The following is a 13,755-nucleotide window of genomic DNA, read 5'->3' on the forward strand; positions in this document are numbered from 1 at the left end:
CAAACCCCTTGGGCACGAACCAACGATCCCAGATCACCATGAACGACCGAGAAATCGCCGAGTTCGTCGAACACAGCCGAGTCGCCACCATTGCCACCATCGGCAAGACGGGAATGCCTCATCTCGTCGCCATGTGGTACGGAATCGTCGACGGCGAGATCTGGTTCGAGACCAAGTCCAAATCGCAGAAGGCGGTGAACCTGCGCCGCGACGATCGCGTCACACTCATGATCGAGGCCGGCGATACCTACGACACTCTTCGCGGCGTGTCCATCGAGGGTCGCGCCGAAATCGTCGACGACGCCGATGCAGCCTTCGCTGTCGGCGTCAGTGTGTGGGAGCGGTACACAGGCCACTACAGCGAGGACCTGCGGCCGGCGATCGACCAGTTGCTGCACAACCGGGTGGTCGTCCGGGTGATACCCGAACGCACCCGATCCTGGGACCACCGAAAGCTCGGAATTCCGCCGATGCCGGTAGCGGGAAGCACTGCCCACCGACGGCGAAGCGAGTAGAAAATCGCGGGCGATCCGGGTGCACACGGCGTACCTTCACCAGTACACCCGTTGACGAGGAGGCACCATGACCGATTCGATCGAGGACACGAAACAGAAATTCCGCGAAGCGCTGGATCGCAAAACCCATCAGGACTCGCACGCCGTGGATCACAAAGATGCGGAGTCGAAGGCCCACGATGCTCACGGGCCCGCAGACCACAAGCGAGACTTTCGGCGTAAGACCGGATAGCCCGAGCGCGTGCCGAACGAAACAAGAAAAGACCCTCCGATCATCGATGATCGGAGGGTCATTCTTTGTAGCCCCGACGGGATTCGAACCCGCGCTACCGCCTTGAGAGGGCGGCGTCCTAGGCCGCTAGACGACGGGGCCAGGACTGTATTACTGCTTTGGAAGCTCAGCTAGCTTAGCCTGCTGAGGTTCGGTCTCAAAATCGACCGAATTTCCGCTGGGGTACCAGGACTCGAACCTAGAATGGCGGTACCAGAAACCGCTGTGTTGCCAATTACACCATACCCCAATGGCCGTAATCGTCCCGCTCTGAGCAAATGCTTCGCGGTCCGCCTCGGGCCGAAGAAGAGATTACCAGTCACCCCGTGTGATTTACCAAATCGTATGGTCAGAGACCCTTTCCAAAGCTGCTCACACGTTCACGGACGCTCGCGCGGCACGCAGACGAGTCAGCGACACGTCCTTGCCGAGCAGTTCCATCGACTCGTACAGCGGAGGGCTGATGTGCGACCCGGTGATGCCGACGCGAATGGGTGCGAATGCCTTACGCGGCTTCAGGCCCAGGCCTTCGATCAGTGACGTCTTGAGCGCCTTCTCGATCGATCCCGCATCCCAGGTTCCCGCGGCGTCCAGCGCGAGGATCGCAGCGTCCAGAACTGGCGCAGAATCCTCCTTCAGGTTCTTCGCAGCCGCGGCCGGATCGACCGCGAAGTCCTCTTCGTCGACGAAGAGGAACTTCAGCAGATCCCATGCATCCGACAGGACGACGATGCGTGTCTGCACCAGCTCGGCTGCCGTGGCGAATACCGCATCGTCGATCGCGGTGTTCAGGTACCCGTGAAGCGTCAGGTACTCGCGCAGTCTGGTGGTGAAATCTGCGGGATCGAGCAATCGAATGTGCTCCGCGTTGATCGCATCCGCCTTCTTCTGATCGAACCGCGCCGGGTTGGAATTGACCTTGGAAATGTCGAAAGCCGCCACCATCTCGTCGAGCGAGAAGACATCGTGATCGTCGGAGATGCCCCAGCCCAGGAGCGCGAGGTAGTTCAGCAGGCCCTCGGGCACGAATCCTCGGTCGCGGTGGATGAAGAGATTCGATTCCGGGTCGCGCTTGGACAGCTTCTTGTTGCCCTGTCCCATCACGAACGGGAGGTGACCGAACTGCGGTGTGAATTCCGCTACACCGATGCGCGTCAGCGCCTCGTACAGCGCAAGCTGGCGAGGGGTCGAGGAGAGCAGATCTTCACCACGGAGGACATGTGTGATCTTCATCAACGCATCGTCGACCGGGTTGACCAAGGTGTAGAGCGGGACGCCGTTCCCGCGGGTGAGCGCGAAGTCGGGAACAGTACCCGCCTTGAACGTGGTCTCCCCGCGCACGAGGTCCGTCCACACCAAGTCGTGGTCGGGCATCCGTAGGCGCACCACCGGTTTACGCCCCTGCGCGCGGTATGCCTCGCGCTGCTGCGCGGTCAGGTCCCGATCGAAGTTGTCGTAACCGAGTTTCGGGTCGCGGCCGGCGGCCTTGTGCCGTTCCTCGACCTCCTCCGGAGTCGAGAAGGACTCGTAGGCCTCGCCCGCTGCGAGCAACTGCGCCACCACGTCGACGTGCAGATCGCGTCGCCCCGACTGCCGGTAAGGGGCGTACGGCCCGCCTACCTCCGGACCCTCGTCCCAGTCCAGGCCGAGCCACCGCAGTGCGTCCAGGATCGCCTGGTAGGACTCCTCGCTGTCACGTGCCGCATCGGTGTCCTCGATGCGGAAGACGAACGCTCCGTCGTGGTGTCGGGCGAACGCCCAGTTGAACAGGGCGGTTCGCACCAGACCCACGTGGGGGGTTCCGGTAGGCGACGGGCAGAAACGGACACGAACTTCGCTGCTGGTCATGGCTCACTCGAATCGAGGTGGAAGTGGAATTGGTTGGCGGACGAGCGCCGAAGCTCAGCGCTTGGCAGTCACCGGGTTGCTGAGTGTGCCGATACCGCCGACGGTGACAGCGACGGTCTGTCCGTCGACGATGGGGCCCACCCCCTCGGGTGTTCCGGTGAGAATGACGTCACCCGGAAGCAACGTCATGATCGCGGACACCCACTCGATGATTTCCGGGACCGTGTGCAGCAAGAGGGCGGTGTTGCTGTCTTGTTTGACTGCGCCGTCGACCTCGGTCTTGATGTCGAGGTCCGACGGGTCGAGAGAGGTTTCGATCCAGGGCCCGAGCGGGCAGAAGGTGTCGTGCCCCTTCGCTCGGGTCCATTGACCGTCTTTGCGCTGATGATCGCGCGCCGAAACATCGTTCGCGACGGTGTACCCCAACACCACGTCGAGAGCTTTCGCGGCGGGAACGTCTTTGCACGGTCGGCCGATCACGATGGCCAACTCCCCCTCGTAATGCACTTCGTTCGACGAGGCCGGAAGCACGATGGGCAGACCCGGGCCCACGATCGAAGTATTGGGCTTGATGAAGATCACCGGATCCTCCGGAGTCTCACCACCCATTTCGGCAACGTGCGCAGCGTAGTTCTTCCCGATGCAGACGACCTTGCTCGCCAGAATCGGCGCAAGCAGCCGCACATCGGCCAACGCCCAACTCCGGCCGGTGAACGTGGGATTACCGAAGGGGTGTTCGGCGATCTCCTTGGCGCGAGCATCGTCACCGTCCCCCTCGATGCTCACGAAGGCGACCCCGTCGGGGCTTGCTACTCGACCTAGACGCATGGCGCCGAGTCTATCGGATCGGCAGGCACGTATAGACTCCACTGCTGTACCACTAAATGAGAGTTACTTCTCAGATTGTGAGATGTCATGACGCAGAACGCCTCGGTGGACGGATCCCGTAAGTGGTGGATGCTGACCTTCGGAATGTTCGCCCAGATGGCCCAGGCCATTCTCGTGAACGGGGTCGCCTTCCTCATCCCCACCCTTCAGGACGATCACGGACTCAGCCTGGCGCGCACCGGCATCGTGGTCGCGGCACCCACGATCGGCGTGATGACGACCCTGGTCCTGTGGGGCGGACTGGCCGACCGATTCGGTGAACGCAGAGTGCTCGCAGCGGGATTGACCCTCGCAGCTGCCGCTGGGGCCGGCTCCGCATTGTCGCCCTCACTCACCTGGATGACAGTGCTCCTCGTACTCGGAGGAATGGCAGCGGCATCGGCGAACGCAGCCAGTGGACGAGTCGTCGTCGGCTGGTTCTCTCCGCAGCGACGCGGACTCGCCATGGGCATCCGGCAGATGTCGCTGCCCCTCGGAATCGCATGCGCAGCAATGGTGCTCCCACCGATCGCGGAAGTCCACGGAATAGGTTGGGCGCTGGCCTTCCCCACCGTCGTATGCGCAATCGCCGCCGCGACGAGCATGTTCGGAATCATCGATCCGCCACGTCCCGAACGGGGCCGGGCGGCAGACATGGGATTGCTCGACAACCCGTACCGCACGAGCCGCACACTGTGGCGAATCCACGCCTCATCGGTGCTGCTCGTGGTCCCGCAGTACACGGTATGGACCTACGCCCTCGTCTGGCTCATCTCGGAAAGAGGTTGGGACGCAACAGCCGCAGGAATGCTGATCACCGTGTCCCAACTGCTGGGCGCGGCAGGACGAATCTCGGTGGGCTACTGGTCGGATCGCGTCGGCAGCCGGTTGCGTCCGATGCGATGGGTTGCGGCCACCGGTGCAGCGCTCATGTTCACACTTGCCGTGACCGACGAACTCGAACTCTCCGCGGCTGTGATCGTCATGGTGGCCGCATCGATCGCGACCGTCGCCCCCAACGGGCTCGCATTCACCGCAGTCGCCGAAATCGCCGGCCCCTTCTGGGGCGGCCGCGCGCTGGGAATACAGAACACCGGCCAGTTCATCGCGGCCTCCATCGTGCCGCCGGCATTCGGCGCAATCATCGGTGCCGTCAGCTTTCCACTGGCGTTCGGCATCGCAGCGGCATTCCCTGCCGCTGCGATACCGGTCGTTCCGGCCGAGCCGAAACGGAAATCTCCCTAGAGCACGGCCGTGATCCGGTCGCCGACCTCGGAAGTGACGATCTTCGCATCACCACGTGATGCAAGGTCTGCCTCCACTGCCGCCTCGACCCGAGCTGCATCCTCTGCACGCCCGAGGTGACGAAGCAACAGTGCGGCCGACAGAATCGCCGCAGTCGGGTCGGCAATCCCCTCTCCCGCAATGTCCGGGGCGCTGCCGTGCACGGGTTCGAACATCGACGGATTGGTGCCGGACGCATCGATATTGCCCGATGCCGCCAGTCCGATTCCGCCGGTCACTGCACCGGCAAGGTCGGTGATGATGTCGCCGAAGAGGTTGTCCGTCACGATCACGTCGAATCGGGACGGGTCCGTGACCATGTAGATCGTGGCCGCATCGATGTGGCAGTACGCCGTCTCGACCTCCGGATATTCGGCCGACACCGTCTCCACCGCCCGCGTCCAGATGGCGCCGGCGTTGGACAGCACATTCGTCTTGTGAATGAGAGTCACGTGCTTGTTGCGATCCTGTGCCAGCGCGAACGCATACCGAACAACGCGCTCGGCACCGAACCAGGTGTTGATCGAAACCTCGGTCGCGATCTCGTGCGGGGTACCGACACGGATCGCGCCACCGTTTCCGGTGTACGGGCCCTCGGTGCCCTCACGAACAACGACGAAGTCGATGTCCGGCTCAGCAGCCAGAGGCGACGTCGACCCCGGGTACAGCTGCGAAGGACGCAGATTCACATGGTGATCGAGCGCAAACCGCATGTTGAGCAGCAGACCGCGTTCGAGAACACCGGGTGTGACGGACGGGTCGCCGATCGCACCCAGCAGAATCGCGTCGTGCCCACGAATGGCCTCGAGATCGCCCTCCGGGAGCAACTCGCCGGTCGCGTTGTACCGACGAGCACCGAGGTCGTACTCCGTGGTCTCGAGGTCCGGAACCAGCTTGCGCAGGACCTTCAATGCCTCTGCCGTGACCTCGACGCCGATTCCGTCGCCGGGGATGACTGCAAGCTTCATGAGAGATCGACCTGCTCCACGCGAGCGTCGAGCTGGGACACGATGGCCGCGACCTCGTCGTCACCTACGACGGCACTCACACGGAGGATGACGGTGGCACCTTCGCCCTCGGCATCCTGGCTCAGTGCCGCGGCCTGGATGTCGACGCCGGCGTTGCCGAGAACCGTGCCCAGCGTGCCGAGCACACCGGGACGATCCGTGTAGTGCACCACGAGGTTGTGGCCCTGAGCACGCAGATCGAAGCTGCGGCCGTTGACGTTGACGATCTTCTCGACTTGTTGAAGACCGGTGAGAGCGCCGGTCACCGTGGTGACCGCTCCGTCACCGGACACGGCGCGCACCTCGACGGCACTGCGGTGTGTGGACGCTTCCGAGTGGGTTTCGACCGACACGGACACGCCACGCTGCTCCGCAATCTGCGGAGCATTGACGAACGTGACCGCCTCATCGCTGCTGGCGGAGAACACCCCGCGCAGTGCGGCCAGACCGAGGATGTCGACCTTCTCGGCCGACAGTTCCCCGCTCGCCACGACCTGCACTGTCTGGACCGCATCGGTGGACAGCGTGCCGGCGAGTAGACCGAGCTTGCGCACCAGGTCCAGCCACGGCGCAACCTCTTCGCCGACCGGGCCACCGGTGACGTTCACTGCGTCCGGAACGAACTCACCGGCCAGCGCCAGCAGCACCGACTTCGCAACGTCGATTCCCGCACGGTCCTGCGCCTCGGAAGTGGAAGCACCCAGATGCGGGGTGACGACAGTGTTGGGCAGGTCGAACAGCTTCGAATCGGTGCAGGGTTCCGATTCGAACACGTCGAGGCCGGCACCGCCCACCTTGCCCGACACCAGTGCGTCGTGCAGTGCATCCTCGTCGATCAGTCCGCCGCGAGCAGCGTTGACGATGATGACACCGTCCTTGGCACGCGCGAGACGCTCGGCGTTGATGAGGCCGGCCGTCTCCTTGGTCTTGGGAAGGTGCACCGAGATGAAGTCGGCGCGCTCGACGAGCTCGTCGATGTCGACCAGTTCGATTCCGAGCTGCGCGGCACGCGCTGCGGGCAGGTAGGGGTCGTACGCGATGATGTCGGTCTCGAACGACGCGAGACGCTGGGCGAAGAGCTGGCCGATCCGGCCGAGGCCGACGACACCGACGGTCTTACCGAGAATTTCGGTGCCGTTGAAGCTCGAACGCTTCCAGGTGTTCTCACGCAGAGTGCGGTCTGCGGCAGGTACCTGACGCGCGGTGGCCATGAGCAGTGCGACGGCGTGCTCGGCTGCCGAGTGGATGTTGGAGGTCGGCGCGTTGACCACCATGACGCCGCGCTCGGTGGCGGCCGGGATGTCGACGTTGTCGAGGCCGACACCGGCACGGCCGACGATCTTGAGCTTGGTGGCGGCCGCGAGCACCTCGGCGTCCACCTTCGTCGCCGAACGCACCAGCAGCGCATCGGCTTCCGGGACGGCCGCAAGCAGCGCGGGACGGTCCGGGCCGTCCACCCATCGCACCTCGACGCTGTCGCCGAGCGCATCGACGGTCGACTGCGCGAGCTTGTCGGCGATCAGAACAACAGGACGGCCTGGCTGGCTCACGTGCAAACTCCCTGGATAGATGGGTGTGGGGGTGTTTCGAACGCTTCCATCTTAGTGTGTACTCACATCGAAATCCCATTCCGGTCTGCTATACCACATAGTGGAACGAACAGAGTGAGTTCCCTTACAGTTGTGCATCGAAAAGCGACGACCGGCCCGACGTCGCGATGAGACGTCGGGCCAGTCGTGCCGGGGCGAAACTCAGGCGGTTTCGGTGATCGGGCGATCGACCCAGCTCATCAGGTCGCGCAGCTTCTTGCCGGTGACCTCGATCGGATGCTCGGCGTTGGCCTTGCGCAGGCCCTCGAGCTCGGTGTTGCCGTTCTCGACGTTCGCGACGAGGCGACGGGTGAACTCACCGGACTGGATGTCGGCCAGGATCGCCTTCATGCGTTCCTTGGTGTCGGCGTCGATGACGCGCGGGCCGGAGAGGTAGCCACCGAACTCCGCGGTGTCGGACACCGAGTAGTTCATGCGGGCGATGCCACCCTCGTACATGAGGTCGACGATGAGCTTGAGCTCGTGCAGAACCTCGAAGTACGCCATCTCGGGGGCGTAGCCGGCCTCGACCATGACCTCGAAACCGGTCTTGACCAATTCCTCGGTGCCACCGCAGAGCACGGCCTGCTCACCGAAGAGGTCAGTCTCGGTCTCTTCTTTGAAGGTGGTCTTGATGACGCCGGCACGCGTGCCGCCGATGCCCTTGGCGTAGGACAGCGCGAGAGCCTGGCCCTCACCCTTGGGGTCCTGGTCGACTGCGATGAGTGCGGGAACGCCCTTGCCGTCGACGAACTGGCGGCGCACCAGGTGGCCGGGGCCCTTGGGGGCGACCATGCCGACGGTGACGAACTCCGGCGCCTTGATCAGGTCGAAGTGGATGTTGAGACCGTGGCCGAAGAAGAGGGCATCGCCGTCCTTCAGGTGCGGCTCGATGTCGTCGGTGAAGATCGACGCCTGAGCGGTGTCGGGGGCGAGCACCATGATCACGTCTGCCCACTCGGCGACCTCGGCTGGCGTGCCGACCGCGAGGCCCTGCTCCTCGACCTTGGCCCGGCTCTTCGAGCCTTCCTTGAGGCCGACCTTCACCTCGACGCCGGAGTCACGCAGGCTCAGCGAGTGCGCGTGGCCCTGGCTTCCGTAGCCGATCACAGCAACCTTGCGGCCCTGGATGATCGACAGATCGGCATCGTCGTCATAAAACATCTCGACTGCCACTTCTCAAACCTCTTTCTTGGATTTTCTTCTCGAAGTACTAGCGGGTGGCGGTGATGGACTTCGGTCCGCGACCGACGGCGACCACACCGGATTGCACGATCTCTCGAATACCGTACGGGTCGAGCATGCGCAGCAGAGCGTCGAGCTTCGACCGGGTTCCGGTCGCCTCGATCGTCACCGACTCGGGCGATACGTCGATCACCTTGGCGCGGAAAAGGTTCACTGTTTCGATCACCTGGGTGCGCACACTCGCATCTGCCCGCACCTTGATGAGCACAAGTTCTCGGGCCACGGAGGCGCCCTCGTCCTGCTCGACGATCTTGATGACGTTGACGAGCTTGTTGAGTTGCTTCGTCACCTGCTCGAGGGGGAACTCGTCGACCGTGACGACGATCGTCATGCGCGAGATCTCCGGAATCTCGGTGCCGCCGACGGCGAGCGACTCGATGTTGAAACCTCGACGGGAGAACAGTGCGGCAACCCTGGCCAGCACGCCCGGCTTGTCCTCGACGAGAACGCTGAGGGTGTGGCTCGTGCTCACTGCTGGTCCTCCTCGCCCGAACGCTCATCGCGTTCCATGGCTTCGTGAATGATCGCCGGCTCTGCGACGGCTTCGTCTTCGTCGAACAGCGGACGGATGCCCCGTGCCGCCATGATTTCGTCGTTGCTGGTCCCCGCGGCAACCATGGGCCACACCTGGGCGTCGGCGCCGACGATGAAGTCGATGACGACCGGCCGGTCGTCGATCGACTGTGCTTCGCGGATCGCGGCCTCGACGTCTTCCTCACGCTCGACCCGAATGCCGTGGCATCCCAGCGATTCTGCGAGCTTGACGAAGTCGGGGACACGAACCGCGCCGTGTGTGCCGAGGTTGGTGTTGGAGTACCGCTGTTCGTAGAACAAGGTCTGCCACTGGCGCACCATGCCCAGGTTGCCGTTGTTGACCAGAGCCACCTTGATCGGCACGCCCTCGACGGCGCAGGTGGCGAGTTCCTGATTGGTCATCTGGAAGCAGCCGTCACCGTCGATTGCCCAGACCTCTGAGTCGGGCATGCCCATCTTGGCGCCCATCGCTGCCGGAACCGCGTACCCCATCGTTCCGAGGCCGCCCGAGTTGAGCCATGTACGCGGCTTCTCGTAGTTCACGAACTGTGCTGCCCACATCTGGTGCTGGCCGACGCCGGCGCAATAGATCGCATCGGGTCCGGCAAGCCGCCCGACCGACTGGATCACGAATTCGGGAGACAGCGCGCCATCGGAGGGGCGGTCGTATGCCAACGGGTAGGTGCTGCGGATACCGTCCAGGTACGACCACCACTCCGTGAGATCGAGTGTGGTTCCGGTGTCGCGGTCGGCTTTGACGGCCTCGATGAGTTCACCGATGACCTCTTTGCAATCACCGACGATCGGGACGTCCGCGTACCGGTTCTTGCCGATCTCCGCGGGATCGATGTCCGCGTGAATCACCTTGGCATCGGGGGCGAACGAGCTGAGTTGGCCGGTGACGCGGTCGTCGAAACGGGCGCCGAGGGTGATCAGCAGGTCACTCTTCTGCAGCGCCGCCACTGCCGCGACGGTGCCGTGCATACCCGGCATGCCGCAGTTCAGCTTGTGGCTGTCGGGGAACGCACCGCGTGCCATCAGCGTGGTCACGACGGGGATCTCCGTCAGCTCGGCGAGTTCGAGCAGTTCTGCGGACGAATCCGACTTGATGACGCCACCGCCGACATAGAGCACCGGGTGCTTGGCGTCGGCGATGAGCCGGGCGGCCTCGCGAACCTGCTTGCCGTGCGGCTTCGTGACCGGGCGGTATCCGGGCAGACGCATCTCCGGTGGCCACGAGAACGTGGTCTGCGCCTGGAGGATGTCCTTGGGGATGTCGACCAGCACAGCGCCGGGACGTCCGCTTTCCGCCAGGTGGAAGGCCTCGGCGATGATCCGCGGGATGTCGATCGGATCGGTGATCAGGAAGTTGTGCTTGGTGATGGGCATGGTGATGCCCGAGATGTCCGCCTCCTGGAAACCGTCCGTGCCGATGAGACTCCGAGCGACCTGACCGGTGATGGCGACGACGGGAACCGAGTCCATCTGGGCGTCCGCGAGAGGAGTGACCAGGTTGGTGGCGCCGGGACCGGAGGTTGCCATGCAGACACCGACCTTGCCGGTCGCCTGGGCGTACCCCGTGGCGGCGTGCCCCGCACCCTGCTCGTGTCGAACGAGCACGTGGCGAACCTTCGTCGAGTCGAACAGTGGGTCGTAGACCGGCAGGACGGCTCCTCCCGGAAGACCGAATACGGTGTCGACCTCGAGTTCCTCGAGCGCACGCACAACCGACTGCGCCCCGGTGACTCGCTCGGGGGCGAGGGGGCGCCGGTTACCTCCCGGCGTGGCTGCGGCCGCGGCGGCAGGGCCGGATGCAGCCGCCTTCCGCGGTGTGGGTTGAGGCCGTGCAGTTGGTGCGCTCACTGGAAAATCCTCTGATTCTGGCTCCGGGCAACAAAAAACCCCCGTCAGCACAATGCTGTACGAGGGTGGCGCGTCGTTATCTTTGCGAGTTGAGTATCGACTCAGGCGACGACGCGCCAGCCGATTACGAGCAACTCATTCTGTTTCACGCATTCGACGGTAGGTGCGCAAATGGTGAACAGTCAAACCTGGTGGGTCGACCGTCCCAGAATGTAGGATACATCGGCTGCAGTGCGAAGATGTAGAGGTGTCAACTTCGAAGCAGCCCGTGCCACCGCGTCCATCATCCCATACTCCCGAGACTCCCCGGCAGGTCATCCGGATTTCGCCGCTCGCCTACATCGGGTGCGCGTTCCTTCTCTTTGCCGTGTCGTTTCCCGTCCTCGGGTGGCCGGCAGCTTTCGGATGGCTGTTGATCGCGCCCGTAATCGCATGCATCTGGGTTGCCCGCGTCCGCACCACCGTCACCGAGGAAGGCCTCGAACTGCGGTACCCCCTCCGTTCCCGGAAACTCGAGTGGGACCGGATCGCCGGGTTCGACTTCCCGAACAACGGATGGGCACGCGCCGTCCTGGCCGACAATGGCGAAAAAGTAAAGCTCCCCGTCGTCACTTTCGACCGCCTTCCCGAGATCTCTGCGGCCAGCCGTGGCCGCGTCCCCGATCCGTATGCCGCCGAGGCCGAAGCGCGCCAGGCCGAATCCACCGAAACCGAACCCGACGCAACCCAGCCCGACCAAACCCAGTCGGACCGAACCCAGCCCGACGAAACCGATCGCTGACCCGCGAGTAGCGTTGTGATGCAGTTCCATCAGCCCATATAAGGAATAAGCCATGCCCCCGCTGAGGTCCCGAACCACCACCGCAGGACGAAACGCCGCCGGTGCCCGCGCGCTTTGGCGTGCAACCGGAATGACCGATTCGGACTTCGGGAAACCGATCGTCGCGATCGCCAACTCGTACACCCAGTTCGTGCCCGGTCACGTTCATCTCAAGAACGTCGGCGAGATCGTTGCGGACGCTGTTCGCGCAGCAGGGGGTGTGCCCCGTGAGTTCCACACCATCGCCGTCGACGACGGGATTGCCATGGGTCACGGCGGAATGCTCTATTCGCTGCCGAGCCGCGAGATCATCGCAGACTCCGTCGAGTACATGGTCAACGCACACACCGCCGATGCCCTGGTGTGCATCTCCAACTGCGACAAGATCACACCCGGAATGCTCAATGCCGCAATGCGTCTGAACGTTCCCACGGTGTTCGTCTCGGGCGGCCCCATGGAGGCCGGAAAGGCCGTTGTGGTGGGTGGCGTCGCGCAGGCTCCGACCGACCTGATCACCGCGATCTCGGCGTCCGCGAACGACGCCGTGTCCGACGAAGGTCTGGCGGAGGTGGAGCTCTCCGCCTGCCCCACCTGCGGTTCCTGCTCGGGCATGTTCACCGCGAACTCGATGAACTGCCTCACGGAGGCACTGGGTCTCGCCCTTCCTGGCAACGGTTCCACGCTGGCAACCCACGAAGCTCGTCGCGCACTGTTCACACGGGCGGGTACCACCGTCGTCGAGGCTGCGCTGAAGTACTACCGCGACGAGGACGAGTCGGTTCTGCCACGCAGCGTCGCAACCCCGGCAGCATTCCGCAACGCGATGGCACTCGACGTCGCGATGGGCGGCTCGACCAACACCGTTCTGCACACTCTCGCCGCCGCACAGGAAGGCGAGGTCGACTTCGATCTCGACACGATCGACGCGATCAGCCGCAAGGTCCCGTGCCTGTCGAAGGTCTCCCCAAACTCCGATTACCACATGGAAGACGTCCACCGCGCCGGCGGCATCCCTGCTCTGCTCGGGGAACTTCGGCGCGGCGGATTGCTCGACACCGACGTCACCACTGTGCACAGTGCCAGTTTCGATCAGTGGCTCGACGACTGGGACATCCGTTCCGGCAAGGCCACCGACGAAGCGATCGAGCTGTTTCACGCGGCTCCCGGCGGGGTCCGTACCACCGAACCCTTCTCGACCGAGAACCGCTGGTCGTCACTGGACACCGACGCAGCGGGCGGCTGTATCCGCGACATCGAGCACGCCTACACCGTCGAAGGCGGCCTCGTGGTTCTGCGCGGCAACGTCGCAGTGGACGGCGCGATCCTCAAGACGGCAGGCATCGACGAAGACCTGTTCACCTTCGAAGGCCCCGCGCTGGTGGTCGAATCTCAGGAAGAGGCCGTCTCCGCCATTCTCCAGAAGAAGATCACCGAGGGCGATGTCCTCGTCGTCCGCTACGAGGGACCAGCGGGCGGCCCCGGTATGCAGGAGATGCTGCATCCCACCGCGTTCCTGAAGGGAGCGGGCCTCGGTAAGAAGTGCGCTCTCATCACGGACGGACGCTTCTCCGGCGGCACGTCGGGGCTGTCGATCGGGCACATTTCTCCGGAGGCGGCATCGGGTGGTGTCATCGGCCTCGTCGAGAACGGTGACCGTATCCGCATCGACGTCGCGACGCGGGCACTCGAGGTGCTGGTGGACGACGACGTGCTCGCCGAGCGGCGCGCCAAGATGGAAGCCGGTGAGCGGCCGTGGCAGCCGGTCGATCGTCAGCGCACCGTCACCACCGCCTTGCGCGCGTATGCGGCACTGGCAACCTCCGCCGACAAGGGCGCGGTGCGTCAGGTGCCCTGATCCGAACACCCCCCTCCCCGAACGAATGTCACACCGGTTCGCGTGAGCTGAACCGGT

At 64.1% G+C, this 13,755-nt stretch carries 12 protein-coding genes and 2 tRNA genes; 5 read left to right on the forward strand and 9 right to left on the reverse strand.

Annotation, left to right across the window (positions count from 1 at the left end; translation table 11 throughout):
- Positions 1–8: 8 nt before the first annotated feature.
- Together ACZI8Q_RS08790 and ACZI8Q_RS08795 are read left to right on the forward strand one after the other, a co-directional pair.
- Positions 9–515, forward strand: coding sequence for a pyridoxamine 5'-phosphate oxidase family protein (locus ACZI8Q_RS08790; protein WP_463373116.1), 507 nt, complete (start codon positions 9–11; stop codon positions 513–515).
- Positions 516–582: 67 nt separating this feature from the next.
- Positions 583–747: a DUF5302 domain-containing protein gene (locus ACZI8Q_RS08795; RefSeq protein ID WP_463373117.1), complete on the forward strand. Its 165-nt coding sequence runs from the start codon at positions 583–585 to the stop codon at positions 745–747.
- Positions 748–815: 68 nt separating this feature from the next.
- Here the strand turns inward: ACZI8Q_RS08795 and ACZI8Q_RS08800 are convergent.
- From ACZI8Q_RS08800 to ACZI8Q_RS08815, 4 genes are all read right to left on the reverse strand, one after another.
- Positions 816–888, reverse strand: a tRNA-Glu gene (locus ACZI8Q_RS08800).
- A gap of 76 nt (positions 889–964) precedes the next feature.
- Positions 965–1,036, reverse strand: a tRNA-Gln gene (locus tag ACZI8Q_RS08805).
- Between the two features lie 122 nt (positions 1,037–1,158).
- A complete protein-coding gene (gltX, locus tag ACZI8Q_RS08810; protein WP_463373118.1) occupies positions 1,159–2,634 on the reverse strand; it encodes a glutamate--tRNA ligase in 1,476 nt (491 codons plus the stop codon).
- A gap of 54 nt (positions 2,635–2,688) precedes the next feature.
- The gene (locus ACZI8Q_RS08815) at positions 2,689–3,462 is read right to left on the reverse strand and encodes a fumarylacetoacetate hydrolase family protein (protein WP_463373119.1); all 774 of its coding nucleotides are present in this window, start codon (positions 3,460–3,462) and stop codon (positions 2,689–2,691) included.
- Positions 3,463–3,549: 87 nt separating this feature from the next.
- Here ACZI8Q_RS08815 and ACZI8Q_RS08820 point away from each other — a divergent pair, with 87 nt between their 5' ends.
- Entirely contained in the window at positions 3,550–4,746 is a 1,197-nt protein-coding gene (locus ACZI8Q_RS08820; protein WP_463373120.1) for an MFS transporter, read from the forward strand.
- Here the strand turns inward: ACZI8Q_RS08820 and ACZI8Q_RS08825 are convergent.
- From ACZI8Q_RS08825 to ACZI8Q_RS08845, 5 genes are all read right to left on the reverse strand, one after another.
- Positions 4,743–5,753, reverse strand: coding sequence for a 3-isopropylmalate dehydrogenase (locus ACZI8Q_RS08825; protein WP_463373121.1), 1,011 nt, complete (start codon positions 5,751–5,753; stop codon positions 4,743–4,745). The genes ACZI8Q_RS08820 and ACZI8Q_RS08825 overlap by 4 nt on opposite strands.
- The gene (serA, locus tag ACZI8Q_RS08830; RefSeq protein WP_463373122.1) at positions 5,750–7,342 is read right to left on the reverse strand and encodes a phosphoglycerate dehydrogenase; all 1,593 of its coding nucleotides are present in this window, start codon (positions 7,340–7,342) and stop codon (positions 5,750–5,752) included. Before serA ends, ACZI8Q_RS08825 begins: the two co-directional genes overlap by 4 nt.
- Before the next feature lie 201 nt (positions 7,343–7,543).
- Positions 7,544–8,545 carry a ketol-acid reductoisomerase gene (ilvC, locus tag ACZI8Q_RS08835; protein ID WP_463373179.1) on the reverse strand — a complete coding sequence of 334 codons (1,002 nt, stop codon included), beginning with the start codon at positions 8,543–8,545 and terminating at the stop codon, positions 7,544–7,546.
- A gap of 49 nt (positions 8,546–8,594) precedes the next feature.
- Positions 8,595–9,098, reverse strand: a complete 504-nt coding sequence (gene ilvN / locus ACZI8Q_RS08840) for an acetolactate synthase small subunit (protein WP_463373123.1) — start codon at positions 9,096–9,098, stop codon at positions 8,595–8,597.
- On the reverse strand, positions 9,095–11,023 hold the full coding sequence (locus ACZI8Q_RS08845) for an acetolactate synthase large subunit (protein WP_463373124.1): 1,929 nt from the start codon (positions 11,021–11,023) through the stop codon (positions 9,095–9,097). Before ACZI8Q_RS08845 ends, ilvN begins: the two co-directional genes overlap by 4 nt.
- A 268-nt stretch (positions 11,024–11,291) precedes the next feature.
- On the opposite strand from ACZI8Q_RS08845, the gene ACZI8Q_RS08850 reads away from it, so the two are divergent.
- Both ACZI8Q_RS08850 and ilvD read left to right on the forward strand, forming a co-directional pair.
- On the forward strand, positions 11,292–11,804 hold the full coding sequence (locus ACZI8Q_RS08850) for a PH domain-containing protein (protein ID WP_463373180.1): 513 nt from the start codon (positions 11,292–11,294) through the stop codon (positions 11,802–11,804).
- 52 nt (positions 11,805–11,856) lie between these two features.
- Complete coding sequence (ilvD, locus tag ACZI8Q_RS08855; RefSeq protein ID WP_463373125.1) at positions 11,857–13,698, forward strand: dihydroxy-acid dehydratase; 1,842 nt, start codon at positions 11,857–11,859, stop codon at positions 13,696–13,698.
- Positions 13,699–13,755 lie beyond the last annotated feature (57 nt).

Source organism: Rhodococcus quanlei, from assembly GCF_055231015.1.